20 protein-coding genes are annotated in these 25,599 nt (G+C 64.5%); 10 read left to right on the top strand and 10 right to left on the bottom strand.

The window, feature by feature from the left end; genetic code table 11:
* Window positions 1-96: 96 nt before the first annotated feature.
* Window positions 97-1,134, bottom strand: coding sequence for an ABC transporter substrate-binding protein (locus F3H95_RS08875; RefSeq protein WP_149745679.1), 1,038 nt, complete (start codon window positions 1,132-1,134; stop codon window positions 97-99).
* Between the two features lie 54 nt (window positions 1,135-1,188).
* Window positions 1,189-2,151: a 2OG-Fe(II) oxygenase family protein gene (locus F3H95_RS08880; protein WP_149745680.1), complete on the bottom strand. Its 963-nt coding sequence runs from the start codon at window positions 2,149-2,151 to the stop codon at window positions 1,189-1,191.
* Between the two features lie 205 nt (window positions 2,152-2,356).
* Here F3H95_RS08880 and F3H95_RS08885 point away from each other — a divergent pair, with 205 nt between their 5' ends.
* Window positions 2,357-3,178: an enoyl-CoA hydratase/isomerase family protein gene (locus F3H95_RS08885; protein ID WP_149745681.1), complete on the top strand. Its 822-nt coding sequence runs from the start codon at window positions 2,357-2,359 to the stop codon at window positions 3,176-3,178.
* A gap of 64 nt (window positions 3,179-3,242) precedes the next feature.
* Here the strand turns inward: F3H95_RS08885 and F3H95_RS08890 are convergent, their stop codons facing one another.
* Genes F3H95_RS08890 through F3H95_RS08900 form a run of 3 tightly spaced genes read right to left on the bottom strand, consistent with a single transcriptional unit; the run spans window position 3,243 to window position 9,194 of the window.
* Window positions 3,243-4,211: a nucleoside hydrolase gene (locus F3H95_RS08890; protein WP_149745682.1), complete on the bottom strand. Its 969-nt coding sequence runs from the start codon at window positions 4,209-4,211 to the stop codon at window positions 3,243-3,245.
* Window positions 4,204-7,719 (bottom strand): indolepyruvate ferredoxin oxidoreductase family protein, encoded by a 3,516-nt coding sequence (locus tag F3H95_RS08895; RefSeq protein WP_149745683.1) that lies wholly within the window; start codon window positions 7,717-7,719, stop codon window positions 4,204-4,206. Before F3H95_RS08895 ends, F3H95_RS08890 begins: the two co-directional genes overlap by 8 nt.
* On the bottom strand, window positions 7,716-9,194 hold the full coding sequence (locus tag F3H95_RS08900) for an FAD-binding oxidoreductase (protein WP_149745684.1): 1,479 nt from the start codon (window positions 9,192-9,194) through the stop codon (window positions 7,716-7,718). Before F3H95_RS08900 ends, F3H95_RS08895 begins: the two co-directional genes overlap by 4 nt.
* Before the next feature lie 131 nt (window positions 9,195-9,325).
* Here F3H95_RS08900 and F3H95_RS08905 point away from each other — a divergent pair, with 131 nt between their 5' ends.
* Window positions 9,326-10,084 carry a FadR/GntR family transcriptional regulator gene (locus F3H95_RS08905; RefSeq protein WP_143127372.1) on the top strand — a complete coding sequence of 253 codons (759 nt, stop codon included), beginning with the start codon at window positions 9,326-9,328 and terminating at the stop codon, window positions 10,082-10,084.
* A 36-nt stretch (window positions 10,085-10,120) separates the two neighbouring features.
* Window positions 10,121-11,116 (top strand): MDR family oxidoreductase, encoded by a 996-nt coding sequence (locus F3H95_RS08910; RefSeq protein WP_149745685.1) that lies wholly within the window; start codon window positions 10,121-10,123, stop codon window positions 11,114-11,116.
* Window positions 11,117-11,135: 19 nt separating this feature from the next.
* Here the strand turns inward: F3H95_RS08910 and F3H95_RS08915 are convergent, their stop codons facing one another.
* Complete coding sequence (locus F3H95_RS08915; RefSeq protein WP_149745686.1) at window positions 11,136-12,101, bottom strand: GntR family transcriptional regulator; 966 nt, start codon at window positions 12,099-12,101, stop codon at window positions 11,136-11,138.
* Here F3H95_RS08915 and F3H95_RS08920 point away from each other — a divergent pair.
* From F3H95_RS08920 to F3H95_RS08950, 7 genes are all read left to right on the top strand, one after another.
* Entirely contained in the window at window positions 12,078-13,658 is a 1,581-nt protein-coding gene (locus F3H95_RS08920; RefSeq protein WP_149745687.1) for an ABC transporter substrate-binding protein, read from the top strand. The genes F3H95_RS08915 and F3H95_RS08920 overlap by 24 nt on opposite strands.
* Before the next feature lie 4 nt (window positions 13,659-13,662).
* Window positions 13,663-14,676 (top strand): ABC transporter ATP-binding protein, encoded by a 1,014-nt coding sequence (locus tag F3H95_RS08925; protein ID WP_149745688.1) that lies wholly within the window; start codon window positions 13,663-13,665, stop codon window positions 14,674-14,676.
* Window positions 14,673-15,689, top strand: coding sequence for an oligopeptide/dipeptide ABC transporter ATP-binding protein (locus tag F3H95_RS08930; protein WP_143125688.1), 1,017 nt, complete (start codon window positions 14,673-14,675; stop codon window positions 15,687-15,689). The genes F3H95_RS08925 and F3H95_RS08930 overlap by 4 nt, the downstream gene beginning before the upstream one ends.
* A 1-nt stretch (window position 15,690) precedes the next feature.
* Window positions 15,691-16,629, top strand: coding sequence for an ABC transporter permease (locus F3H95_RS08935; RefSeq protein WP_143125689.1), 939 nt, complete (start codon window positions 15,691-15,693; stop codon window positions 16,627-16,629).
* Between the two features lie 194 nt (window positions 16,630-16,823).
* Complete coding sequence (locus F3H95_RS08940; RefSeq protein WP_149745930.1) at window positions 16,824-17,678, top strand: ABC transporter permease; 855 nt, start codon at window positions 16,824-16,826, stop codon at window positions 17,676-17,678.
* A gap of 47 nt (window positions 17,679-17,725) precedes the next feature.
* Window positions 17,726-18,544, top strand: a complete 819-nt coding sequence (locus F3H95_RS08945) for a sugar phosphate isomerase/epimerase family protein (protein WP_149745689.1) — start codon at window positions 17,726-17,728, stop codon at window positions 18,542-18,544.
* Between the two features lie 140 nt (window positions 18,545-18,684).
* Window positions 18,685-19,950 carry an alkaline phosphatase family protein gene (locus F3H95_RS08950; protein ID WP_149745690.1) on the top strand — a complete coding sequence of 422 codons (1,266 nt, stop codon included), beginning with the start codon at window positions 18,685-18,687 and terminating at the stop codon, window positions 19,948-19,950.
* A gap of 66 nt (window positions 19,951-20,016) precedes the next feature.
* Here the strand turns inward: F3H95_RS08950 and secD are convergent, their stop codons facing one another.
* From secD to F3H95_RS08970, 4 genes are all read right to left on the bottom strand, one after another.
* On the bottom strand, window positions 20,017-22,533 hold the full coding sequence (gene secD / locus F3H95_RS08955) for a protein translocase subunit SecD (protein ID WP_149745691.1): 2,517 nt from the start codon (window positions 22,531-22,533) through the stop codon (window positions 20,017-20,019).
* 81 nt (window positions 22,534-22,614) lie between these two features.
* Window positions 22,615-23,019 carry a hypothetical protein gene (locus F3H95_RS08960; RefSeq protein ID WP_149745692.1) on the bottom strand — a complete coding sequence of 135 codons (405 nt, stop codon included), beginning with the start codon at window positions 23,017-23,019 and terminating at the stop codon, window positions 22,615-22,617.
* 213 nt (window positions 23,020-23,232) lie between these two features.
* Window positions 23,233-24,918 (bottom strand): Na/Pi cotransporter family protein, encoded by a 1,686-nt coding sequence (locus F3H95_RS08965; protein ID WP_149745693.1) that lies wholly within the window; start codon window positions 24,916-24,918, stop codon window positions 23,233-23,235.
* A gap of 311 nt (window positions 24,919-25,229) precedes the next feature.
* Window positions 25,230-25,595, bottom strand: coding sequence for a response regulator (locus F3H95_RS08970; protein WP_143125695.1), 366 nt, complete (start codon window positions 25,593-25,595; stop codon window positions 25,230-25,232).
* Window positions 25,596-25,599 lie beyond the last annotated feature (4 nt).

Here is a 25,599-nt window from a genome sequence, read left to right on the forward strand (position 1 = left end):
TCTTCCTCTAGCCTGTCGCCTGCACGCCAGGTATCTCGTGGCGGTATGATCCGGCCGGAGGCCGACCGGATCGAGGTCAGTGCGAGGGTCGCCTGTTTACTTGACGGTCTTGGCCCAGACTTCGGCCAGTTCGCCCTGCTTGCTGTTCATGAAGTCCCAGTCCCAGGTGAGGATGTTGTCCATCTGCGCGCCGGAGATCGGGACGTCCGCCTTGAGATCGGCGGGCACGACGACCTTGGAATTGGTCGGCGAGACATAGAACTGCTTCATCAGCAGTGCCTGTGCCTCCGGCGACAGCATGAAGTTGGCATATTCGTAGGCCAGTTCCTTTTCCGGGGCATTGGCCAGGATGTTCAGCGTCTGGTCGAACATCAGCATGCCTTCTTCCGGAATGATCACATCGATCGGCAGGCCCTGCTTGCGCAGGCGGGCCACTTCGCCGAAGTCGAACGGCGCAACGACGAATTCACCGGAGGCGATGCCGGTGGAGAGGTTGAAGTCCGCCTGGATGATGGGGCCGAGCTTTTCCAGCGCCTTGAAGCCCGCATCCACGTCGTACTGGTCCTTGCCGAACAACTTGGAGAACAGCATCAGCTCCATCTTGCCGGCGGTATTGGCGAAGTTGTAAAGCCCGATGCGGCCCTTGAATTCGGGGTTGGTCCACAGATCCTTCCAGCCCTTCGGCGGCGTCTTCACCATGTCGGTGCGATAGGCAAGGCCGATCGGCGAGACCATGGCAATCGCACCCCAGCCATCGGTTTTCTTCGCCAGCGGATAGAGATCGGCATAGTTCGGCAGCTTGCTGAGATCGAGCTTTTCGAAGAAGCCTTCCTTGCGCAGGCTGTTGGCAAAAGCCTCGTTCGTCATCAGGAAGGAATAGGGCGGCTTGGCAACGCCGGCGGCGCGCAGGTTGGCGCTCCACACGCGGCCATTGCCGGTATCGAGCGTCACGGCAGCGCCGCTCTTTGCGGTGAAGGCGGGTGCGAGTTCCGTGCGCCAGAACTGTTCCCAGGCGCCGCCGAGCGTCGGCACCACCAGGCTCTTGGCCGCGGCATGGGCTGGAAGCCCGAAGGTTGCGGCCGCAGACGAGGCCGCCATGGCGGCCAGCATCTGTCGTCTTGTCATTGCTGTCATTGTCGTTCCCCTTTTTTGAGTGTGCAGTCGTGTACCCGGCCGCGCCGGCATCGGTCAGGCCTTCGAGAAGGCCTGGCTGGTCTTCAGCGCGATATAGTCGCCATAGGTGATGGGTTCGTACTTGGCCGCCTTGCCATCGCGCATGAACGGCTCCAGGCAGGCGATGACGGTTTCGGCGCTTGGATTGAGAAAGAACGGAATGGACTGGCGCCGCGCGCTGCCCTTGCGATCTCCGGGCGGATTGGCGACGCGATGCGGCGTCGAGACCCATTCGTCATTGGTCCAGCGCATGAAGGCGTCACCGATATTGACCACATAGGCGCCCTCGATGTTCGGCGCATCCAGCCACTCGCCCTTGCGCGTCCTGACCTGCAGCCCGCCCGGCGAGGCTTCGGAGCGCAGAATGGTCATGAAGCCGTAATCGGTATGCACGCCGGCCCGCAGCTGCCCTGGAAGCGGCGCCTCGTCCTGTTCGGGATAGTTGATGACCCGAAGCGCCGAGAGATGACTGTCGAAGCAGGGTTCGAAGTGATCCTCCGGCAGGCCGATTGCAGCGCAGAAGGCACGGCGCAGATGCCGGGCAAGCCGCTCCATCTCGGCGAAGTAATCGGCGAAGGCCTGTTCCAGCCCGTCAGGCTTTGCCGGCCACCGGCCGCCCTTCAGCCGCGGCCCGAAGTTCAGGCTCTCCTTGTAGTCTCCGGGTGTCTTGAGGCCGAGCGTTGCGGCGAGCGCCTCGTCGGCGAGGGGCGAAAAGCTGACGCCGCCTTCGAGCGTCGCCTCCCTGCCCTGCCCCACCTTCCAGTCCTGCGGCTCGTCGAAAAAGGCACGTGCCAGCGTGTAGAGGCGGTCGGTCACCTCTGGTGAAACGCCGTGGCCGGTGACGAGGAAAAAGCCGGTATCGCGTGCGGCGGCCTCCAGCTGGCGAACGACATCCCCCGCTGCCGGCCCACCGGCGATGAAGGGCGCCACGTCGATGACAGGAATGGAAGGGGCGGCAGGAGCGGCATCATGCGGCATGGAGGGTATTCCTTGTTCTGACGCTGTCATGACAATCTGTAAACTTATGTTGACAATATAAACACTTGTTGTCCATATGGTCCTGCTGAAATTTTCCGGACGGAGCACGCCCTGAAGGGGTGGCGATGCGCGCGGCCTCTGCGCCAACCGCGACAGACCGGACGCGAAGATGATCAGCCGCGAAAGCCACCAGAGGACCATTCCCATGACTGACCAGCCCGTCTTTGAAACGATCCTTTACGAGAAGGACGCCACGGACAAATTCGCCACGATCACGCTGAACCGGCCGGAGAAGCTGAATGCGATGAACAAGACGGCCATTCGCGAGATCGATGCCGCCGTGGCGCTGGCGGTTGCCGATCCCGATGTGAACGCGCTCGTCATCACCGGCGCCGGACGCGCCTTTTCCGCAGGTTACGACCTGCAGGGAGCCGATTACGACGTCGATATCGAAGACTGGCATGCCGACATGGGTGAAAACACCCAGGCGCTTCTCAACATCTGGAAGGCGCCGATCCCGGTGATTGCCTCCATCAACGGCTACGCCCTTGCCGGCGCGCTGGAACTGATGATGGCCTGCGATCTGGCGATTGCCGCCGATACCGCCAAGTTCGGCGAGCCGGAGGTGCGCCACAATTCCGGGCCGCCGTCGCTCTTCATGCCCTGGCTGCTCGCCACCCGCGACGTCCGCTGGCTGATGTATACGGGCGACACGGTCGACGCCCAGGAGGCGCTTGCCATGCGGCTGGTCAACAAGGTCGTTCCGGCGGCGGAGCTCAAGGACGCGACGGAAAAGCTGGCCCGCAAGCTGGCCCGCATGCCGGTGCCGGCGATCAAGTATGCCAAGGCGTCGATCAACAACCAGCAGATCGCAGCCGGCCTGATGACCTCGATGGACTACAATGTTCAGGCGATCGCCGCGCTGCATGTCAGCCGCAGAGGCCGCGAATGGATGGCCAACCTCGGCAGGATGACGCTGAAGGACTATCTCGAGGTGCGCGACGCGCCCTTCAAGGGCCTCGACTGAGGCCGGCGCCGGAGGGGCCGAGGGAAGAGCAGCCGTGGCGTTCATGCGATGCTCTCCCTTCCCTTCAGGCAATCGCCGCCAGTGACGGAGCGCGCTTCGCAAGCCGCTGCAAACGCTCCGTCAGCAGGTCGAAGAAGGCCTCGTCATCGACCTCGCGGATGAACAGCGCATTGGCCGGACGTTGGCTGACGCCCCACCAGTCAACCACGGTCATCCCGCGCGTCAGTTCCGACTCCGCCTCGATTTCGACATTGCACATCCGCCCGCCATAGAGGTCGGGCCTCAACAGATAGGCGATCACGTTGGGGTCATGCAGCGGTGCGCCATCGGTGCCGTATTTCTCCTCATCGAACCGCTCGAAATAGTCGAGCCAGCCGGCCGCCACTGCCCCGAGATGCCCGCCGATGCGGCGGATCCGGTCGACGCGGGCGGTGGTCGTCCTGACCTTGTGGGTCACATCGAGCGGCATCATGACGATCGGGATGCCGGAGGCGAAGACCATCACGGCCGCCTGCGGATCGACGAAGATATTGAACTCCGCCGCTGGTGTGATGTTGCCGCCTTCGAAACATCCGCCGCCCATCAGCACGATGCGGCGGATCCTGCCGGCAATTTCGGGCTGGCGAACGAGGGCCGTGCCGATATTGGTCAAGGGGCCGAGCGGGCAGAGGGTGACAGTTCCTTCCGGCTCCCGCATCAGCGTTTCGATGATGAAATCGACCGCATGGGTGGACGAGAGCGGAATCACCGGTTCCGGAAGGGAAGCCCCGTCAAGACCGGTTGCGCCATGCACATGCTCGGCCGTGACGAGCGGTCCTACCATCGGCTTGGCGCAGCCGGCAAAGACTGGCACATGTGCATGCCCCGCGAGTTCGACAATCTGCCGGGCATTTCGCGATGTCAGCGGCAGCGGCACGTTGCCGGCCACCGTGGTGATGCCGAGCACCTCAAGCTCAGGGCTTGCCAGCGCCAGCAGAATGGCAAAGGCATCGTCCTGGCCCGGATCGGTGTCGATGATGATCTTCTCAGGCATGGGCTTTCCCTTCCGCCGGCCGCGTCACCGTCTGATTTGCGGGGCTGCCGCGCCAGATCGACATCAGTTCAGTCTTGCGCGCCTCGTAGTGTGTGGCGGCCTCCAGCTTCACGGGGCCGAAACCGCGGACCATGTCGGGAAGACCGGCAAGCTCCACGGCGGCAGCCAGCCGCTCGGCCGAGAGGTCCCGACAGAGTTCGTCCACCAGCGCGGCGTAGTCGGCGATCATCTGCCGCTCCATGCGACGCTCCGCGGTGTATCCAAAAATGTCGAAAGGTGTTCCGCGCAGCCTTTTCATGCGGGCAAGCAGGCCGAACACCGGATTGATCCAGCCCCCGAGCGCAATCTTTGCCGGCCGGCCGGTGCGGCCATCGATCCGGCGGGAAAAGAGCGGCGGCGCCAGATGGTGACGCAGCCTGTAATCGCCCTCGAACTGGGCAGCGATGGCTTTGGCAAAGGCGGGATCGCGATGCAGCCGCGCCACCTCGTACTCGTCCTTGTAAGCCATCAGCTTGAAGGCGTTGCGGGCTACGGCCTCGGCAAAGCGTGTTGAGCCTCCCGCCCGTGCCTCGGCCTGCCGCGCGCGTTCGACCAGCCCCCGGTACTGCGCCGCATAGGCGGCATCCTGATAGGCGGTGAGGAAATCCGACCGACGCCGGACGATCTCGTCCAGACTTTCCGGCTTCGCCTCTTCCTTCACGAACCCTGCAGCCTTTGCCACGGCCAGCGGATCAAGCGCGAGACGCCGGCCCCAGTCGAAGGCCGCGCGGTTCATGGCAATGCCGGTGCCGTTGAGGGTGATGGCCCGCTCGATGGCGTCGAGGCTGATCGGGATCAGGCCGCGCTGCCAGGCGGTGCCGAGCAGCAGCATGTTGGCGGCAATCGCATCGCCGAGCAGTGCGGTGCCGGCGCGGGTTGCCTCGACGAGCGACAGCGCCTCCTCGCCGGCCGCCTTCTTCAGCGCCCGCAAGGTCGCTTCCTGCCTGAGGTCGATCGCGGTGTTCTGCACGAAGGCGGCGGTCGGTGCGAAGTGATCGTCCACCACGGCACGCGTGCGACCTTTGGCAAAGGTCGGCAGTACGGTGCGCCCTGCGGCAACCACCACGTCGAAGCCCAGCACCACATCGCTTTCGCCGGCGCCGATGCGCACGCGGTTCAGGGGCGAGGGCTCGGCCGCGAGCCGGAGATGGGAGACGACCGCGCCGTTTTTCTGCGCAAGTCCGGTCTGGTCGAGCGTCACCACCGCCAGTCCGTCGATATGAGCCGCCATCGACAGGATGGCCGAGACGGTGATGACGCCGGTTCCGCCGATGCCGGCCAGCAGGAGATTGTAGGGCTGGGACAGGTTTGCCGCGATCTGCGGCATCGGCAGGTCCTCCGCACCGGCGGCGACGCCCCGTCCCTTCGGCTTGCGCAGCGTACCGCCCTCGACGGTCACGAAGCTCGGGCAGAAACCCTTGATGCAGGAAAGATCGGTGTTGCAGCTTGACTGGTTGATCGTTCGCTTGCGGCCGAACTCGGTTTCCTTCGGTTCGATCGAAATGCAGTTGGAGACGGCCGAGCAATCGCCGCAGCCCTCGCAGACCAGTTCGTTGATGAAGGCCCGCTTGTCCGAGGTGGGGAAAGCGCCGCGCTTGCGCCGGCGCCGCTTTTCCGCCGCGCAGACCTGATCGAAGATGAGAACCGTGACCCCCTCGATCTCCCTCAGCGATCGCTGAACGGCATCCAGTTCGTCGCGGTGGTGGATCGAAACGGCGCGCGGCAGATTGCCGTGCCAGTGCTCGGGAAATTCCGCAACGACCACGACGCGCTGCGCCCCTTCCGCCAACACCTGCTCCACGACGGTTGGAACGCTCAGTTCGCCATCATGCCGCTGGCCACCGGTCATGGCGACGGCATCGTTGAACAGGATCTTGTAGGTGGCATTCACCTTGGCGGCGATCGCGGCGCGGATCGCCAGCAGACCCGAATGGAAATAGGTGCCGTCCCCCATGTTGACGAAGATGTGCTTCTCGTCGGTGAAGGGGGAAAGGCCGATCCAGGCCCCGCCCTCGCCGCCCATCTGGGTGAAGGTGGAGGTGTTGCGGTCCTCGTTGCCGATGATCATCATGTGGCAGCCGATGCCGGTGCTCGCCCGGCTTCCTTCGGGAAGGCGCGTCGAGATGCTGTGCGGACAGCCCGAGCAGAAATAGGGATCACGCCGAAGTGCGACGATCTCCTCGCCGGAAGCGGCACTCAGCGCCCGGATCATGTGCGCGGCGCCGGCCAGCCGCCCATCCGCATCCCCCAGGCGCGCAAGGATTGCGTGGGCAATCGAGAGCGGCGAGATTTCGCCGGTGGCCAGCAGAAGCGCCTGCCCCTGCTCGCCGCTCTTGCCGACGATGCGCGGGCGACGATCGGCGGACAGGTTGAAGAGCAGTCCCTTCAGTTGTTCCTCGATGATCGACCGCTTTTCCTCGACCACCAGGATTTCGTCGAAGCTTGCCGCGAACGCAGAAATGCCGTCCGGTTCGAGCGGCCAGACGAGGCCGACCTTGTAAAGGCCGATGCCGAGGTCCTGGAGGTCGCCTTCGGCAATTCCGAGCAGCGACAGCGCGCCCAGGAGGTCGAGCCAGCTCTTGCCGGTGGACACGATGCCGAGCCGGCCTCTGCCGGTCATGCCCGAGCGGCGGTCGATGCGGTTGGCCCGCGCAAAGGCGCGCACCGCATCCATCTTGCGCTCCAGACGAAGCTCCATCGCATGCGGTCCATCCGGCCAGCGAAGCGAAAGTTCGCCGGGCGTAAGCGCATTTTCCGGCAGCACGATCACCGGACGATGCGGACCGATCTCGACGGTTGCCGTGCATTCGACGATTTCCGTCTGGCACTTGAAGCCGATCCAGGCGCCGGAGTAGCGGCTCATCGCCCAGCCGATGAGGCCGTAATCGATATATTCGCCAACGCCGGCCGGCGACAGCAGCGGCACCATGGCCGAGATCAGATTGTGTTCGCTCTGATGCGGCAGCGTCGAGGAAGAGGCGCCGTGATCGTCGCCGGCGAGAAGCAGCACGCCGCCGTGCCGGCTGGTTCCCGCCGCATTGGCATGGCGGATCACGTCCATGCTGCGATCAACGCCCGGCCCCTTGCCATACCACATGGCAAACACGCCGTCGTAACGCGCGCCCTCGAAAAGTTCCGTCTGCTGGGTGCCCCACACTGCCGTTGCGGCCATGTCCTCGTTGAGGCCAGGCTGGAACCTGACATGGGCCTCATCCAGATAACGGCGTGCCCTGATGACTTCCCGGTCGAAGCCGGCGAGCGGTGAGCCGCGATAACCGGAAATATAGCCCGCCGTGTTCAGGCCGGCGGCAAGATCCCGCTGTCGCTGGATCATCGGCAGGCGCACCAGCGCCTGCGTGCCGGAGACGAGGATGCGCCCGTCTTCGAGGCGATAGCGGTCCTCGAGATCGATGCTCTCGTTGACCGCGCGGCGCGCGGCAATCACCGCCGAGGGAGGATTGATGGTCATGGGCACACCTTCTCGCCAGCATGCGACGGCTCCAGGTCGAAGACGCGACCGGGATTGAGGATGGAATGGGGGTCGAAAGCGCGCTTCAGCCGGCGCATGGCCGCCAATTCGGCGGGGCTGCGCACCAGAGAAAGCCAGGGCTTCTTGTCGAGGCCGATGCCGTGCTCTGCGGAAATCGAGCCGCCGGCTTCGGCTGCTGCCGTGAGAACCGCATCGGCCAGCGCATCGTGTTCCGGGCTGCGCACCATGTAATGCAGGTTGCCGTCGCCGAGATGGCCGAAGATGTAGGTTTCGGCGTGCCGGTCTATCGCCCTGACCGACGCCGCCGCCCGATCGAGGAAACGCGCCATGCTGGCGGCGGGAACGCTGACATCGAAACCCACGACATTGGACAGGCTGAAAATGAAGCTGTTGCTGGCCTCCCGCAGCCGCCACAACCCCTCGAAATCGCGCGAGGACTGCGACACGACCACGTCGCTTGCCAGCCCGTCATCAAGCGCGTCCATCAGGGCTTCGGAAAAGCGCTCGCGATCACTGTCGCCCGTCTGTCCCTGGATTTCCGTGAGAATGTAATAACCGCCCGTCACCGGCAGCGGCGGCGCGGCAAAGCCGCCTCTGGCAATACCGGCATAGACCTCCGGAAACAGGATCTCGAACGCCGACAGGAGAGAACCCAGCGACTGCCGGAGACGCAGCAGCAGATCCTGTGCCGCATCGATGCTCGGAACGACGCAAAGCGCATTGGCTTCCGTCACCGGCTTCGGCCAGAGCTTCAGGCAGACCTTGTTCACTACGCCGAGCACCCCTTCCGACCCGATGAAGAGGTGATTGAGGTCGAGCCCGGAATTGTCCTTGGGCAGGCCCTTGAGGCTGGAGAGAACCGAACCATCGGCAAGAACCGCCTCGACGCCGGCCACCTGCGCCCGGAACATTCCATAGCGCAGCACGCGGATGCCGCCGGCATTGGTCGCGACATTGCCGCCGATCGTGCAGGAGCCGCGCGCACCGATATCGACGCCGAAGAAGAAGCCCGCCTCATTGGCCGCCGCCTGCACCTCCTGCAACGTGACGCCGGCCTCGGCAACGATCGTCGCCGCATCGACATTCACGGGGGAAAGTTGCTTCATCCGCTCCAGCGACAGGGATAGCTCACCCTCCATCGGCCGGGCACCGCCGGCAAGTCCGGTCCGGCCACCCTGCAGGACGAGAGGCTGGCGAAGGTCGTTGCAGGCGGAAAGGATCAGGGACAATTCGTCTGTCGTGGCGGGCCTGAGTACCACGGGCGGCAGCGCACCCTTCTCATCCGTCGCGTCACCCCGGTAGCCATCCCCCACGTCGGAGCCAACCAGAAAGGCCGCAGGCGGCAGCCGGCTCGACACAATGCCGAGCACGGAGCGAACACGTTTGTCCGTGGCAGAGGGTGTCGCACGACGCAATGCGCCATCGACCGGATCGAGACCGGACCGGCAGACCATTCAGATTGTTCCCCTTGTTTTATAGGGTTATCGTGATCCACGATCCGATATTTGTCAAACCTATATTTAAAAAGGTGTAGCAATTTGGCCCGGCCCGTGCCATGATTCCGATGACGCGAGTGGAGAGGGGCATGATCCTCAAATATGATGAAGTGGTGCGATCCGGCATTGCCAAGCAGGTTGCCGAAAACATCCGTTCCGCCATCATGGACGGCCGGCTGAAGGTGGATGAGCGCCTTCCCAGCGAAGAGGATCTCGCCCGCAGTTTCGGCATTTCGCGCCCCACCGTGCGCGAGGCGCTGAAGCGGCTTGCCGCGCAGAATCTGATCCACTCCAAGCGAGGACCGACGGGCGGCAATTTCGTCAAGCGCCCTGATCCGGAAGGCCTGTCGAAAGCCATTACCGGCGCGGCGACGCTGCTGGTCGGCGTGGGCGCCTTCGACATCGAGGAAATCATCACCGCCCGCCGGGAAACCGAGACGATCTGCTGCCGGCTTGCCGCCGAACGGCCGGATCCGCTCTTTCTGGCGCTGATGGAAGACGAGATCCGGGTGCAGGAGGACAAGTCACTGAGTGACGAGGATTTCTGCGCGTCCGACGTTCGATTTCACCGCGCGCTGGTCGATTCCACCGGCAACGGGCCGCTGAAGCTGATGATGTACACCGTCATCGAGGCCTTCATTCCGATCACCAACATGATCGTCTTTCGCGTGCGCGAGCGCCGCCGGGTGGCGTCGCTGCACCGGGACATCCTCGAGGGCATCCGTGCCGAGGATGCCGCCCGTGCGGTCACCGCGCTCGGGCAGTTGCTCGACTATGTCAGCCAGTCCTATGCCGCGGCCCTGCAGGCCCGGGAAAATCGCAAGCTCGCCGGCTCGTCCGAAGCCTGACTCTTGTTCTTTCATCCATCAGGAGCGTCTCTGCCCATGAGCGAAACCTTTACGGCCCTCGTCATCGATCTCGTGGATGGCAAACCGAAGGCCGAATTCAGAAACCTCGGCCTCGCCGATCTGCCGGATCACGATGTGCTCGTGGAGATCGCCTGCTCGGGCCTCAACTACAAGGATGGCCTCGCCATCAGCGGCAAGGGGCGCATTGCCCGCCGCACGCCGATGGTGGCCGGCATCGATCTGGCGGGTACCGTCGTCGAGTCTCGTTCTTCTCTCTGGAAGGCCGGCGACCGCGTGCTGGTCAACGGCTTCGGCCTGTCGGAAACGGAATGGGGCGGCTACAGCCGTTTTCAGCGTCTCAAGCCCGAATGGCTGATGGCGATCCCTGACGGCTTTTCCTTTGAAGAGGCGATGGCGGTCGGCACGGCCGGCTATACGGCGGCGCTGTGCGTCAACGCGCTGGAAGCCTGGGGCGCCATCAAGCCGGGGGCTGGCGAGGTGCTGGTCACGGGTGCGGCCGGTGGCGTTGGGTCTGTTGCGGTCAGCCTTCTCGCCGCCAAGGGCTATAGCGTGACGGCTTCGACGGGGCGGCCCGAAACGCACGACTACCTGCGCGACCTCGGCGCCAGCGCCTTCATCGACCGTGCCAGCCTGACGGAAAAGGGCGGCCCGCTGCAGAAGGAACGCTGGGCCGGAGCGGTTGACTCCGTCGGCTCCATCACGCTGGCGAACGTCCTGTCGCAGACGGTCTATGGGGGCGCCGTTGCTGCTTGCGGTCTGGCCGGCGGCGCTGATCTTCCGGCAACCGTGCTGCCGCACATCCTGCGCGGGGTGGCCCTTCTCGGTGTGGATTCCGTGATGGCGCCAATGGTCAAGCGCAAGGCCGCCTGGGCAACGCTTGCAGAACATCTCAACCGCGACCATCTCGCAGCCATGACCCGCGTCGAGCCTCTCTCCCGCCTCCCCGAACTCGCCAACGAGATCGTCGCCGGACAGGTGCGCGGCCGCGTCGTTATCGACGTGGCCCGGTAAGCTCGAGGATGGCCAGCGCTCAACGCGCCTCGCTCTGAAAGGACAGCCGGATCCGCTGGCTGTTCATGACTGCCCTCTGGCATTCGAGCAGAATGCCATTGTCGACCCCGCCTGCGGAGTAAACCAGCAGCACCGGCGCATTGATCGGGCTTTGCAGGAGGCTTGCCTCCCGCTCTGTCGGCAGCCGCGCCTCCACGGTGGTGGAGACACGCCGCAACTGCCCGAGCCCCTCCCGGCGTGCCACCAGCGTCAGCGAGTTGGCCTCTTTCAGCTTTTGCTCGAGATCCTCGATCAGGTCCGCACGGATGTGGCGCACCGTCAGGATGAACGGCACCTCGTCTCCGAGGATCAGATCGGTGGCTCTGAGAAGCGGGTGGCCGGGTTCAACCTTCAGGATGCGGGCAATCTCTTCATCCGCCTCTGTGTATTCGCTCTCCAGCAGCCGGACGGCCGAGTGCACGCCCTGCCGGTCCAGAACGTCGCGGAAACGCGAGGTGGCATCCACCTCATAGGTCATTCCCCTTTGCATGACGAAGGAGCCGCGCCCGTTGACGCTGCGGATCAGGCCTTCCTGTGAGAGTGCCAGATAGGCGCGGCGCACCGTATTGCGGCTGACGCCATATTCCTCCGACAGATCGAATTCAGGCGGCACCTTACTGCCGGCCTGCAGTTCTCCCACCAGAATGGCTGTCTTCACGGCCTGATACACTCTGAACCATTGCGGCTCCATCAATCGCCCCGCCCCCCTAATTTTACTAGCTGTACCTACAGCTGTCATGCGCAGTTCACAATGACCCCTTAATGAATTTCGCATCGCGGCGGACACACTTGGAGTGCGCATTCCGCCGGGCACGCAGATCATTCGTCCATTAAGCGCCGACGCTTGAAAACGCCGGACGCGGGCCTGCCCGCGTTCTTGCGGCTCGTTCCCTTTGCCTGCCATTTTGAGAAGGTCAAGAAAATGACTGGAATCTCCCGCCGCCATCTCCTTTCCCTCTCGGCCGCGTCCACGGCGGCCCTCGTCATGCCTCGGTTTGCCGCGGCACAATCCGGCGATCGTCCTGCGGTCACCGTTGCCGTACAGCGCATTTCGAATTCAAACACATTGGAAATGCTCACCGAACAGTCCAATGTCGGCACCCGCATCTATACAAGCTATGCCGAAACGCTGATCGGCAACAACTGGATCGGCGACATGGCGCTGCAGCCGCAGCTCGCGACCGCATGGAAGCGCGTCGACGACATGACCGTGGACGTGGACCTGCGCGAAGGCGTCAAGTTCCACAATGGCGATGTGATGACTGCCGAAGACGTGGCCTTCTCCTATGGTCCGGAGCGCATGTGGGGTGGTGGCACGGTCGAGGTTCCGGATAACGTCAAGGTCGTGGCGCGGCAGGCGCTTCCGGCTTTCGAGCGCATCGAGGTGCTGGGGCCGTACAAGATCCGCATGCACAATGCCTCCATCGACCCTGTTCTGGAAGGTCGCCTCTCTGCCTCGATCGGCATGATCGTCAACAAGCGCGCCTTCCTGGCCGCCAAGAGCTGGATGGACTGGGCCCGCCAGCCCGTGACTACGGGTCCCTACGCCATTTCCGAATACAAGCCGGATTCGGTGCTGACGCTGAAGGCCTTCGACGATCACTGGGAGGGCCGGCCGCCGCTGCGCCAGGTGCGGTTTGTGGAAACGCCTGAAACCGCGTCCCGCATCAACCTGCTGCGTTCCGGCGGCGCCGATTTCGCCTGCGACATCCCCCCGGACCAGATTGCAACGGTCGAGGCCGACAAGCGCTTCAAGGTCGTCGGCGGACCGATCAACAACACCCGCTATACGGTGTTCAACAAGTCGCATCCGGTGCTCGCCAATCCGCTGATCCGCCAGGCGCTGACCCATTCCGTCGACCGCAACCTGATCGTCGAATCGCTGTGGAGCGGGCGCACCGAGGTGCCGCGCGGCCTGCAGTGGTCCTTCTACGGCGATTTCTACATCACCGACCACGAGAATCCCGCCTATGATCCGGACAAGGCGCGCATGCTTCTGCGCAAGGCCGGCTACAATGGCGAGCCGATCCCGTACCGCGTGCTGAACGACTACTATACCGCCCAGACCGCGACCGCGCAGATCAATACCGAAAACTGGCGCGCCGTCGGTCTCAACATCAAGCTGCAGATGGTGGAGAACTGGGGCCAGATCCAGGAAGGCGGCCCGGAAACCCGCGGCATTCACGACTGGTCTGCTGCCGCCAGCCTGCCCGATCCTTACGTCCAGATGTCCGGCTCCTGGGGCCCGCTCGGCTCGCCCTGGAAGAGCAATCAGTGGCGCAACGAGGAATTCGGCAACCTGTCGCAGGAACTCGGCAGCAGCACGGACAAGGCGCGCCGCATTCAGGTCTGGCGCCGCATGCTGCAGATCATCGAGATCGAAGATCCGGCCTATGTGGTTCTGCACCGCAACGCCTCCTTCACCGCCAAGCGGGCTGACATCAAGTGGGCGCCGGCCCAGTCCTTCGTGATGGACTTCCGTCGTCACAACTGGGGCGCCTGAGGTCATGGCCTTCGTCGAGATCCAGAATCTCTCGGTCGCCTTCGGCCACGCGCCGGCCTTGCGGGGGATCAACCTCGCGGTCGAGCGCGGGGAGGCGGTCGGCCTGGTGGGCGAGTCCGGGTGCGGCAAGTCCGTGACCTGGCTCGCGGCACTCGGCCTCCTGCCCGCCTTTGCCACCGTGCGCGGCTCCGTGCTGCTGGATGGCGCGGACATTCTGGGGGCACCCAAGCGCAGGCTCGAGCCGGTGCGCGGCGGGCGCATCGCGATGATCTTCCAGGATCCGGCGGCAAGCCTCAATCCCGTCCACCGGATCGGCCGCCAGATTGGCGAGGCACTCACACTCCATCGTGGCCTGACCGGCGAGCGGGCGAAGGCGGAAGTGATCCGCCTGATGGATCAGGTCGGCATTCCAGACGCGAAGAACCGCTTCAATGCCTATCCGCATGAGCTTTCCGGCGGCCAGAACCAGCGTGTGATGATTGCCATGGCGCTCGCCGGCGAGCCAGAGCTTCTGGTGGCGGACGAGCCGACCACGGCGCTCGACGTCACCATTCAGGCGCAGATCCTCGATCTCCTGACGACGCTGCGTCGTGATACCGGCATGGCGCTTGTGCTGATCTCGCATGATCTCGGCGTCGTCGCGGAAACCTGCTCGCGCATTGCCGTGATGTATGCCGGACGTATCGTTGAAGAGGCGCCAAGCGGACAGCTCTTCGCCCATCCGAGCCATCCCTATACGCAGGGTCTTCTCGGCGCATTGCCGCCGCTCAGCGGCGCGCGGCACAGGCTGACCGCCATCCCCGGCAGCGTGCCGGAGGCGGCGCAGATGCCGAAGGGCTGCGCCTTTGCGCCGCGCTGCCATGCAGCAACCGCTCTCTGTGCAGAGGTTGATCCGGCAGCCCTGCCGCTGGCGGACGAGCACAGCGCCGCCTGCCTCCATGCGAAACCGTACCAAGCGACCGATATGCCGTGGCATCGGCTGGCGGATGCGTCGTTTCGCGAAAGGGCAATGCAATGAGTGTGGCACGAGCAGACCTCCTTCAGGCGCACGGTCTGACGCGCGGCTATATGATGCGGCGCGGCCTTCTGGGGCGCCCGAGCCTTGTGAGGGCCGTGGATGGTGTGTCGCTCACCGTCGCCCGCGGCGAAACGCTGGGACTGGTCGGCGAATCCGGCTGCGGAAAATCGACGACCGCCCGGCTGGTGCTCGGCATCGAACCGCCGGATACCGGCACCGTCACGTTCGACGGAGGCCCGATGCCGATGACTGGCACCACCGCCTGGGCCGCGTTGCGCCGTCGCATGCAGATGGTCTATCAGGATCCGCTTGCGGCCCTTGACCGGCGGCTTGCGATCGGCACGCAGATCGCCGAACCGCTGGACATTCACCGGATCGGCAATCCGGTCGAGCGCCGGGAGCGGGTTGCTGCCGTGATGGCCGAGGTCGGTCTGCAGCCGCACCATGCGGCGCGCCATCCGCAGTCTCTTTCCGGCGGCCAGCGCCAGCGCGCGGTGATTGCCCGGGCGCTCGTCACCAACCCGGATCTTCTCGTCTGCGACGAGCCGATCAGTGCGCTCGACGTGTCGATCCAGGCGCTGGTGCTGAACCTGCTGACCGACCTGCAGGAGCGGCTGCAGATGGGCATGCTGTTCGTCAGTCACGATCTGCGCGCCGTACGCCAGATCAGCCACCGGGTGGCCGTCATGTATCTCGGCCGGATCGTTGAGGAAGGCGAACCGGATGCGGTGCTGCACGAGCCCGCCCACCCCTATACACAGGCACTTGTCTCAGCCATTCCGCACCCCGGCAAGACCGCAACCCGCGTGATCCTGCAAGGCGATCCGCCCAACCCGGCCAATCGTCCGACGGGTTGCGCCTTCCATCCCCGCTGTCCGGTCGCGACCGCCACCTGCCGCACCGAAACGCCGGACCTGAAGCCGCGCGCCAGTGATGGCCGCCGCGTCGCCTGCCATGTGGCGCATGGGGAAGCCTCCTCTGCCCGCGCGCCCGCTTCGCTGGAGACCTGCTGAGATGCTGCATTACGTTCTTTCCCGGCTGCTGCGCGCGGCCGTCAGCATCGTGATGGTCGTCACCTTCGTCTTCGTCGTGCTGCGCATGTCCGGCGACCCGGCAACCGTGATCATGGGGGCGGACGCACCGCCGGAAGCCATCGACGCCTTCCGCAAGGCCTGGGGGCTCGATCAGCCGTTATGGATCCAGTATTTCGCCTTCTTCGAGGCCGTGTTCAGCGGTGAACTGGGACGCTCGATGCGCGACGGGCGCGACGTCGTCGCCGTGGTGCTGGAGCGGGTGCCCTCGACGCTGGCGCTGACCGTTCCGGCCTTTCTCATCAATATAGCGGTCGGTATTCCGGCCGGCGTCTATGCGGCGCTGCATCGCAATTCGCTGATCGACCGCTGTGTGATGGTGATGGCGGTGACGGGCTTTGCGGTGCCCTCCTTCATCCTCGCCATGCTGCTGGTCCTGATCTTTTCCGTCAATCTCGGCTGGCTGCCGTCTGCCGGTCAGGACAGCTGGCTGAATGCCATCCTGCCGATTGCCACCATGGGCTTTGGCGGCGCGGCACTTCTGGCCCGCTTTACCCGCAGCGCCATGCTCGAAGTTCTCGGCCAGTCCTATATCCGCACCGCAAGCGCCAAGGGGCTGCCCTGGTCGGCGGTGGTCTGGCGTCATGCGCTGCAGAATGCGGCGATCCCCACCATCACCATCATCGGCTTCATGCTGGGCGGCCTCGTGGCGGGCGCCGTCGTGGTGGAAAGCGTCTTCTCCTGGCCGGGTGTCGGGCGCCTGCTGGTGGTCTCCGTCGCCAACCGCGATCTCGCCGTGGTGCAGGCCATCGTGCTGATGATCGCCATCACCATGGTCGGCGCCAACATGATCGTGGACGTCCTCTATGGCCTGGTCGATCCGCGCATGCACGGGCAGGCAAGGCCCGCACGCCGCGGATGAAACCCGCGGCCTGCCAGAGCACGTCCGAGCCAGAAGTGCGTCAGCGGTTTTGCGTCCGGACTGCGTGAAAACAAAGAGATAGAGCATTTCAGGTGACCCGGTTTTCCCCGGAAATGCTCTGGCAGCAGAAGTCTTGAAGGAGCCAGATCATGGTTGATACCATCTCCTCCCCACCCCTCGCAGGCACTTCGTTCATGGCGCGGATCACGTCCCGTCTGGGAGCGCTGAACCGGATGCCGGTGCTGATCACCATTGCCATTCTCTGGCTGGTGCTGATGCTTGCGATTGCCGTGTCCGCCGACCTGATCTCGCCCTACCGCTTCACGCAGATGGATCTGCGCAACCGGCTGAGCCTGCCGGTCTTCATGGGGGGCAGCTGGGCTCATGTGCTGGGCACCGATGAACTTGGCCGCGATGTACTGTCGCGCCTCATCACCTCCATCCGCATGAGCCTGCTGATTGCCTTCGGCGCCACCATCATCGGCGCGGTGATCGGCGTGACGCTCGGCTTCGTTGCGGCGCATTTCCGCGGGATCGTGGAACAGGCCGTTCTGGCGCTGGTGGATTTTTCCGCCGCCATTCCCTTCCTGGTGCTGGCGCTCGCCGTGCTCGCCTTTTTCGGCAATTCGCTGGTGCTGTTCGTCTGCCTGCTGGGCTTCCATGCCTGGGAACGCTATGCGCGCATCGCCCGCGGTCTTGCGATCAGCGGCAAGATGCATGGTTACGCGGCGGCCGTGCATCAGCTGGGGGCCTCGCCCTGGCGCCTCTATGGCCGGCATATCCTGCCCAATATCGCCTCCACCCTGATCGTGTCGATGACGCTCGCCTTCCCGGAGATCATCCTGCTGGAAAGCGGGCTCTCCTTCCTCGGGCTCGGCATCCAGCCGCCGGACACCTCGCTCGGCAACATGGTCGGCTTCGGCCGCGAATATCTCTCGTCGGCGCCGTGGATCATGCTTGCGCCGGCCTTCGTCATCACCGTCACGGCGCTTTGCGTCTCCCTGCTCGGCGACTGGTTGCGCGACCGGCTGGACCCGACCCTTTCCTGATTTCCCTCCCCCCGCAGCATCCTGCTCGACAACATAAGGACTGAACCATGTCTGAACTGCCCATCCTCGGCGCCGCCATGACGTTGAAGGACGTTGAACTGAACCGCGACTGGCTTCTGGAAAAGCCGCGCGATCTCGAACTGCAGGATTTCGTATCGGCCGAGGTTCTCTCCGGCGACTGGCAGCCGCTGGTGGACCGTGCGAAGCAGCTGCTCGACGGTCATCAGGGCCGGCTTGGCATGCACGGCCCCTTCATGGGTCTCAACGTCGCCTCCGCCGATCCGGACATCAGGGCCGTGGTGGCACGGCGCATGGAGCAGGCGCTCGACGTAGCCGCGGCGCTCGACATCACCCAGATCGTCATCCACAGCCCTTACACGACCTGGATGCACAACAATCTCGACAACTGGCCGGATCAGCGCCAGCGCGTCTTCGAGGCAACGCACCAGACGCTCGATGCCGCCGTCAAGCGCGCCGAGGAGCAGGGCTGCGTCTTCGTGCTTGAGAACATCGAGGACAAGGACCCTGCCGATCGTCGCCGTCTCGTTGAAGACTTCAACTCGCCGGCCCTCGCGCTGTCGATCGATACCGGCCACGCGCATTACGCACATGGTTCCACCGGTGCGGCTCCGGTCGATTACTTCGCCCATGATGCCGGCAACCTGCTGCAGCATATTCACCTGCAGGATGCCGACGGCTATGCCGACCGTCACTGGCCGCTCGGCCATGGCAACATCAACTGGCGTGCCTTCTTTGCACGTCTGTCGGTCATCACATCCAACCCGCGCCTGATCATCGAGATCCGCGACAAGAGCCAGATCCAGGCCTCTGCCGCCCATCTCGCCGAACTGGGACTCGCCCAGTAAGTTCGAAGGATTGGCGCGGAGCCCGGCTTGCTGTGCCGGGTCTTCGCGCCGTCCACACCGAATTGAGGCACAGGATTCGGTCGGGCGCATTCGGTCAGCGCAAGGACATACCCGGCACGGAACGCACAAGGACGATTGATATGGCGCATAAAATGGCGGTGACGGTGATCTGTGACGGGCACCGCCCGGACTTCGTCAGCGACGAAACGACCCCGGTCATGGCAGCGCTGGCGCGCGCCGGCACGTGGTTTGCCAGCCAGCGCGGCATCTTCCCCTCCGCCACGCGCGCCTCCTCCGCCTCGATCGCCACCGGCACGCATCCGCTGGCGCATGGCCTGCGCGGCAACAGCATGGGTCTGCCGATCGAGGGCGGCTTCGAATTTCACGATGCCGGCAAGCCGGAATTCTTTGAAACCTATCGCCGGCATTACGGCCGCATGCTGGCGCGCCCTGCCCTCTCCAAGCTGGTGGCCGGCCTGCACGGCTCGATCATCGCCAGCAACACCTCGCCGGGCGCTGCCTTCTTTCATGACAGCGAAAGCCATGCGCACATGTATCACCGCGAACTCTGCTATGCGCCGGGCCGCATCCCGACCGGTGAGACGCTGAAGACGGCCGCGGGCCATGCGGGGGACGCCATCGTCACGCAGCGCTTCATCGAAGCCTTGAGGGAGCGCCGGCCATCCTCCGCGACGCTCTGGCTGTCGGAACCGGATACCTCGATGCATGCGGCCCCGCTCGGCAGCGACGTGCATCTTTCGGCCTTGGCCGGTGTAGACCAGCTCGTCGGACAGGTGGCCGAGGCCGTCGAGAGGCTGCGCGACGAGGGCCACGAGGTGCTGTTCCTGGTCGGCTCCGACCACGGGCATGAAGCGGTGACCGAGGTGATCCCGGTCGAGCGCCGCCTGTTTGAAGCCGGTTTCAAGCCCGCGCTGGAAGGGCCGGAGATCATCGTCGCGCCCCAGGGCTGCGCGGCCTTCATCCATTTCGGGGGCACGTCTGCTGCGTGCCGACGGGAGGCTGCGGATTGGCTGCGGCAACAGCCCTGGGTCGAAGAGGTCATTCTGGGCGAGGATCTCGCCGACCTCGGGCAGATCCCCGGCGACGACCTGATTGCCATCGATATGGCGAAGAGCGCCGGCTCCAACCGTCTTGGCGTCCCCGGCCTGTCGGCAATGGCAGTGCGCTTCGATGAAACCCTCAGCGAGAGCCGGCGTGATTGCGGCATGCATGGCGGCCGCGGTCGCTTCGAAACCAACCCGGTCCTGATGATCATCGGGGAGGGTTTTTCGGCGGGGCGGATCGTGACGGAGGACACCTCCATCACCGATATCGCCCCGACCATTCTGTCTCATCTCGACCTGCCGCTGACTGACATGGATGGCAGGCCCCTGCAAGACCGATAGGCTGCGCGACAGAATGGCGGGCGGCAGACGACCGCCCGCTGCCTTGCCTGTCGCGCCGCGGTCCCGTCAGGTCGCGGTTGCTTCGGCGGTGTCTTCGCCACGCGCCTTGCGACGCCGGGCACGCCAGTCTCCCAGGAACAGCAGAATGGGCGCCGCTATGAACACCGACGACGATGCGGCGATGAAGATACCGAACACCATGGGCACCGCAAAACTCTCCACGGCACTGCCGCCCCAGATCGCCATGGGCAGCATGGCGAGGAAGGCTGTCGCCGAGGTATAGAGACTGCGGGCCAGCGTTTCGTTGATCGACAGGTTGATCAGGTCGCGGAAACGCATCGACTTGTAGAGGCGCATGTTTTCACGCATGCGATCATACACGACGACCTTGTCGTTGACGGAATAGCCGACCAGCGTCAGCAGTGCGGCAATTGCCGTCAGGTTGAAGTCGAGACCCGTCAGCGCGAAGAAGCCGACGGTTTTCGTGACATCGAGCACCAGCGTGGCAATCGCGCCCACCGCAAAGGGCCAGTCGAAGCGCACCCAGATGTAAACCAGCATGGCAAGCGATGCGAGGATGACGGAGGTGATGCCGGCGGTGGCAAGCTCGCCGCTCACCTTCGGGCCAACCACTTCCGTGCGCTCGATCTTCGCCGTCTTGTCGATCTGGCCAACCGTCTCCCGCACCTTCGTTACGGCGTCCGTCTGTGCCTGTTCGCCGCCCGGCTGGCGTTCCAGCCGCACCATGACATGGTTGCTGTCGCCGAATTCCTGCAGCGCCACCTCGCCAAGTCCGAGAGCATCGAGGCCGGACCGGAACGCCGCCAGGTCTGCGGGTCCCTGCGTCGACACCTCCAGCTGGATCCCGCCCTTGAAATCCACCCCGTAATTCAGGCCGGGGGTGATGAAGAGGACGACAGACGTGACGGAGAGGACCGCCGAGATGCCGATGCCGACCAGCCTTGCCCGCATGAAATCGATGGTCGTTCCGTCCTTGACGAGGCGGAATGGCAGGAGCGGCCTGATGGCGATGGTCTTCAGGCGGTAGCGGTTGGCAATGGCGACCATCGCGACACGCACCACCGAGACGGCGGTGAACATCGAGATTGCGATGCCGAGACCCATGGTCACGGCAAAGCCGCGCACAGGGCCCGAGCCGAACCAGAACAGCAGCACGGTTGCGATGAGCGCGGTCACATTGCTGTCGATGATCGTCGAATAGGCCTTGCTGAAGCCGTGGTCGATGGCGGCGAAGGCGCTGCGGCCCTTGCCGACCTCTTCCCGGATACGTTCGTTGATCAGCACGTTGGCATCCACCGCAAGCCCGATGCCGAGCACGATACCGGCGATACCGGGCAGCGTCAGCGTGGCGCCGAGCAGGGTCAGACCCGCGAAGGTCAGGATGACGTTCAAGGTGAGCGCCAGAACGGCAAGCAGGCCCCAGGCGCCATAGAGCACCAGGATGAAGGCCGCCACGAGACCGAAACCGGCAAGGCCGGACATGATACCCATTTCGATGGCATCGCCGCCGAGATCGGCGCCGACCGTCCGCTCCTCGATGACCGTCAGCTTGGCCGGCAGCGCACCGGCCCGCAACAGGGCGGCGAGCGTATTGGCCTGTTCGACGGAGAAGGCGCCGGAGATCTGGCCGGAACCTCCAGTGATCGGCTCGCGGATGACCGGCGCGCTCAGCACCTTGTCGTCGAGCACGATGGCGAAGGGGCTGCCGACATTCTGCTGGGTGATCTGGGCAAAGCGCGCGGCACCCGCCTGATCGAAGCGGAAGGAGACGACCGGCTGGCTGGTCTGGGGATCGAAGGCGACCCGCGCATCCGTCAGGCGGTCGCCGGACAGAAGGATGCGGCTTTCCACCGGATAGCTTCGCCCTTCCTCGTCTTCCAGCATGCGCACACCCGGCTCACCCTGCTGACCGAGCAGATGAAAGCTCATCTTGGCGGTGGATCCCAGCAGGGCACGCAGGTTGGAGGGATCCTGCTCGCCCGGCAACTGCACGAGCACGCGGTCGCTGCCGACGCGCTGGATTGTCGGTTCGGCGACGCCCACCTGGTCGACACGCTGGCGGATGACCTCCAGGCTTTGTTCGACGGCATGGCTCATGCGGTCGGAAAGCCCGGCCTCGCTCGGCGCAAGCACCAGCGTATCGGTGCCGCGGGTCGTAACGTCCAGTTCGGATCGTCCGGCATTGAGGCCTGTGGAGATCTGGCCGTTAAGCGGCGCAAGAGTTTGGCGGGCTTGCACCAGTATGGCGGGATCGGCAAGCGTGACGATCACGGACCGCCCTTCGCGGCGGATGACGCGCGTTTCGATGCGGGCATCCCGCAAGGCAGTGCGTGTCTCCTGGGTCAGGCTCTGCATCCATTCGTCCTGTAGCGAGGCCTGATCGACCTCCAGCACGAGATGGGAGCCGCCCCTGAGATCGAGGCCGAGGGAGACGCGTTGCTGCGGCAGCCAGGAGGGCAGCTTCGAAAGGGTTGCGTCCGAGAGAATGTTCGGAAGAGCGGTCAGAAGACCGATGAGGATGACGAGCAGGTAGCCCGCCACCTTCCAGCCTGCGTTTTTCATGGTGTTTCCAGCAGATGACAGCCCGGTATCGGGACCGGGTACAAGGTTGCCATGGCGCCGCTTTCGCGGTCGCAGCGATCGTCAGATGGGCTGGAGCGGCGGGGCGCGCGGCTGGTAGCTGGCAACAAGGTTCACCGCGAAGCCGCGACGAATGTCCGCCAGCCTGAGGATGTCCTGTGCCTCAGGCAGTGAAACCGAGAAAACGGGAACGAGGCCCGCCTCCGGCGAGCCCGACGGGCGCGCCTTGTGGCGGCCGGAAAAGTCTGCGGAAAGAACGAGGCGCGTTTCGTGCGCGCCATCGGCAACGGATGACGTGCCATGCAGGCGTGCGGTTGCCGATGCATTCGCAGCAAGCGGCTCCACCCGACGCTGGGCATTGGCCCCCGTCAGCCCAAGCAGCGCGAGGATCACAAGACCTGTCAGGACTGCAATGGGTGGCAGGGCACGCCAGCGGCACCAGCCAGAGCCGAACCGGGTTCGTTTCATGGTCATCCTTCCCAAGGATGTCCCCTCGCATGATTGGCGCGGCTTGCCAAGCATTGTCTGGAGTCCTGCAGCGGCTTGGCGCTCTTTCAGGCGATCACAATCCTGGAATCCTGGGGGCGCCGCCGGTCGCGGATCCGGGTCACACTTAACCACTGCCTCGCTGCCTGCTTGCAGACATTGTCAGGGCCTGCCGGGCAGAGTCCGGCAGCGCGGCTAGACCCCCTCTGGCTGAACCAGACGCGGTGTCGAGGGAATCATGCGGCTCTGCATGAGTTCGCCATGTTGTTCGAGGATCGGATAGGCGGCAGCGGCAACCAGATGCGAGTTGATCTGCTTGAAGTCGCGCAGCAGATCGAGATGGATCGAACTGGTTTCGGCGGCGTTGAGATCGCCTTCGCGCATCCGGTTGAAGTGCTGGTTCGTTCCGTCTCGCTCCGCCTTGCGGAACACGATCTTCTCGTCTGTCAGCATCCGGGCGACGCGTTCGTCCTGGCTCATGAAGAGGGCTGCCGCCGTGCGCAGATTGACCTGCAGGCGATCGAGAAGCGAGCCAAGCTCCTGCTCGCTTTCCCGCGAGAACTTGACGCCCCGTCGCAGCCGCTTTGCCAGGTGCGGCAGGACGTTCTGGTCCAGAACGTCGCCGGCATGTTCCAGCCCCGTGGAGAACAGGAGGATTTCGTCCATGCGCCGCCTGTCCGCAACGCTCAGCTCATCCGGTTCGATCGACGTCAGATACTGCTTCACGGCCAGATTGATCCTGTCGATGACATTGTCCTTCTGCCGAAGCGCCGAGAGCGCGCGTCGATCGGTTGTCGAAAGCGCAGCCTTGGTGCCATCAAGCATTTCCCCCAGCGTATCGACCAGCCGCAAGACCTCGCGGGCCGCCCCCTGCAACGCAACGATCGGCGTCTCCTTGGCGGAGGGGTCTAGATAGCGCGGAGAACTCGGATCGCTGTCGTCCTGCCGCTCTGGCAGCAGCCGCACCAGCAGGTCGGCGACGCGGCTCAGGAAGGGCATGGCGGCCAGCGCCACGACGAGATTGAAGGCGGTGTGGAAGTTGGCGACCACGCGGGCCCCGTCGCCATCAAGAGAGGTCAGGAGATGGGTGATTTCCGGCAGGAGGGCAAAAGCCACGGCAACGCCGAGGATCCGCATCGCCAGATTGCCGATCGGCAGACGCCGGCTCGACAGATCATTGTCCGTATGTCCCTCGACCACAGGATTGATGGCCGTGCCGAGGTTGGCGCCGAGGGTCAGCGCGAAGGCCTGATAGGGATCGATCAGCCCCTTTGCGGAAAGCGCCATGACCAGCAGGACGACGGCCACGCTGGAATGCGCTGCCCAGGTGACCACGGCGGCAAGCAGCAGGCTGAGCAGCGGTGTGGCGGAAATGGCCGACAGCACCGCTTCGAATGCCGGCGATCCCGCATAATCCGCGAGCGCCTCCAGCAACTGGTGCAGCGCCAGCAGCATGAAGCCGAGGCCGATGAAGACGCGGCCGAGATCATGGATCTGCGGGTTTTTGACCCGACGGAACAGGACGACGCCGATGAGGATCAGCGCGGGCGAGACGGCTGCGACGTTGAAGGACAGCACCTGCACGATCAGCGTGGTGCCGACGCTGGCGCCGAGCACGACGGCCAGCGCAGGTACGAGTCCGACGAGGCCGCTTGCCGCCAGACCCGAGGTCATCAGGCTGGTCGCCGTGCTGCTCTGAAGGATCGCCGTGACCACCAGTCCGGCCAGAAAAGACTTCGCCCGGTTGCTGAGGGCGTGGCCGAGAAACGAGCGCAGGCCGGGGCCGAAGGCGCGCTGGATGCCCGTCTGCACCATGTGCGTGCCCCAGAGAAGAAGCGCGATATGACCAGCGAGATTAACAAGGGCTTGGATGAACGGCATGATGTTCGAAACGGCCTGCAGGGTGTGTGCGGTGAGTCAGAAGGCGTTAGCCAGCTAACAGGATGGCACCCGTTGAAGGGCTTTGCAAGGCTGTGCAATGGTGATCTGCCAGAAAGTGTGGCCTGCGGTTGTGCGAGGCTTGCCCATTCGCAAACGGGTGCAACGGAAGGCGGACGACGCGCGGGCGGCATGTCGCCTCTCCGGTCGCAGGCCCAGCCTGACACCGGCGGGACCGGAAGCAAGGCTGAACCGGTCAAAGATCGATGGAAGCGGCGTCGAGGCACTGTGGCCCGTGGCGGGCCGGATGCCTTTCAGCCCGGGGGCAGCACCTTGCCAATGATGCGCAGCAGATCATCCGGTTGAACCGGCTTGGTCAGCCAGCCGGTGGCGCCAAGGCGCTTGGCTTCATCACGCTTGCTACCCTGTGTCTCGGTGGTCACGACGAGGATGGGCGTGAATTTCAGCACCTTGCGTACCCGTTCGATCAACTGCAGCCCGTTCATGTTGGGCATATTGAGATCGGTGATGATCAGATCCGGCTTGAGGCCGTTCTCGATCTTGCCGGCGGCCTCTTCGCCGTCGCCGGCCAGTTCCACCGAAAATGCCGCCTTCTGCAGTGCCGTCTGGAGAACCCACTGGATCAGCTGGGAATCATCGACCACGAGAATGGTTCGCATTGTA

The organism is Rhizobium sp. RU35A (assembly GCF_900156005.1).
GTDB classification, from domain to species: Bacteria; Pseudomonadota; Alphaproteobacteria; order Rhizobiales; family Rhizobiaceae; genus Neorhizobium; species Neorhizobium straminoryzae.

Excerpts from the sequence above, each read along its gene's own strand:
- F3H95_RS08950 (WP_149745690.1), top strand. The coding sequence starts at position 18,685 with ATGGCGCATAAAATGGCGGTGACGGTGATCTGTGACGGGCACCGCCCG.
- F3H95_RS08880 (WP_149745680.1), bottom strand. The coding sequence starts at position 2,151 with ATGCCGCATGATGCCGCTCCTGCCGCCCCTTCCATTCCTGTCATCGAC.
- F3H95_RS08940 (WP_149745930.1), top strand. The coding sequence starts at position 16,824 with ATGGCGCGGATCACGTCCCGTCTGGGAGCGCTGAACCGGATGCCGGTG.
- F3H95_RS08945 (WP_149745689.1), top strand. The coding sequence starts at position 17,726 with ATGTCTGAACTGCCCATCCTCGGCGCCGCCATGACGTTGAAGGACGTT.
- F3H95_RS08900 (WP_149745684.1), bottom strand. The coding sequence starts at position 9,194 with ATGGTCTGCCGGTCCGGTCTCGATCCGGTCGATGGCGCATTGCGTCGT.
- F3H95_RS08905 (WP_143127372.1), top strand. The coding sequence starts at position 9,326 with ATGATCCTCAAATATGATGAAGTGGTGCGATCCGGCATTGCCAAGCAG.
- F3H95_RS08920 (WP_149745687.1), top strand. The coding sequence starts at position 12,078 with ATGACTGGAATCTCCCGCCGCCATCTCCTTTCCCTCTCGGCCGCGTCC.
- F3H95_RS08965 (WP_149745693.1), bottom strand. The coding sequence starts at position 24,918 with ATGCCGTTCATCCAAGCCCTTGTTAATCTCGCTGGTCATATCGCGCTT.
- secD (WP_149745691.1), bottom strand. The coding sequence starts at position 22,533 with ATGAAAAACGCAGGCTGGAAGGTGGCGGGCTACCTGCTCGTCATCCTC.
- F3H95_RS08915 (WP_149745686.1), bottom strand. The coding sequence starts at position 12,101 with ATGGCGGCGGGAGATTCCAGTCATTTTCTTGACCTTCTCAAAATGGCA.
- F3H95_RS08925 (WP_149745688.1), top strand. The coding sequence starts at position 13,663 with ATGGCCTTCGTCGAGATCCAGAATCTCTCGGTCGCCTTCGGCCACGCG.
- F3H95_RS08895 (WP_149745683.1), bottom strand. The coding sequence starts at position 7,719 with ATGACCATCAATCCTCCCTCGGCGGTGATTGCCGCGCGCCGCGCGGTC.
- F3H95_RS08875 (WP_149745679.1), bottom strand. The coding sequence starts at position 1,134 with ATGACAGCAATGACAAGACGACAGATGCTGGCCGCCATGGCGGCCTCG.
- F3H95_RS08960 (WP_149745692.1), bottom strand. The coding sequence starts at position 23,019 with ATGAAACGAACCCGGTTCGGCTCTGGCTGGTGCCGCTGGCGTGCCCTG.
- F3H95_RS08970 (WP_143125695.1), bottom strand. The coding sequence starts at position 25,595 with ATGCGAACCATTCTCGTGGTCGATGATTCCCAGCTGATCCAGTGGGTT.
- F3H95_RS08930 (WP_143125688.1), top strand. The coding sequence starts at position 14,673 with ATGAGTGTGGCACGAGCAGACCTCCTTCAGGCGCACGGTCTGACGCGC.
- F3H95_RS08910 (WP_149745685.1), top strand. The coding sequence starts at position 10,121 with ATGAGCGAAACCTTTACGGCCCTCGTCATCGATCTCGTGGATGGCAAA.
- F3H95_RS08885 (WP_149745681.1), top strand. The coding sequence starts at position 2,357 with ATGACTGACCAGCCCGTCTTTGAAACGATCCTTTACGAGAAGGACGCC.
- F3H95_RS08935 (WP_143125689.1), top strand. The coding sequence starts at position 15,691 with ATGCTGCATTACGTTCTTTCCCGGCTGCTGCGCGCGGCCGTCAGCATC.
- F3H95_RS08890 (WP_149745682.1), bottom strand. The coding sequence starts at position 4,211 with ATGCCTGAGAAGATCATCATCGACACCGATCCGGGCCAGGACGATGCC.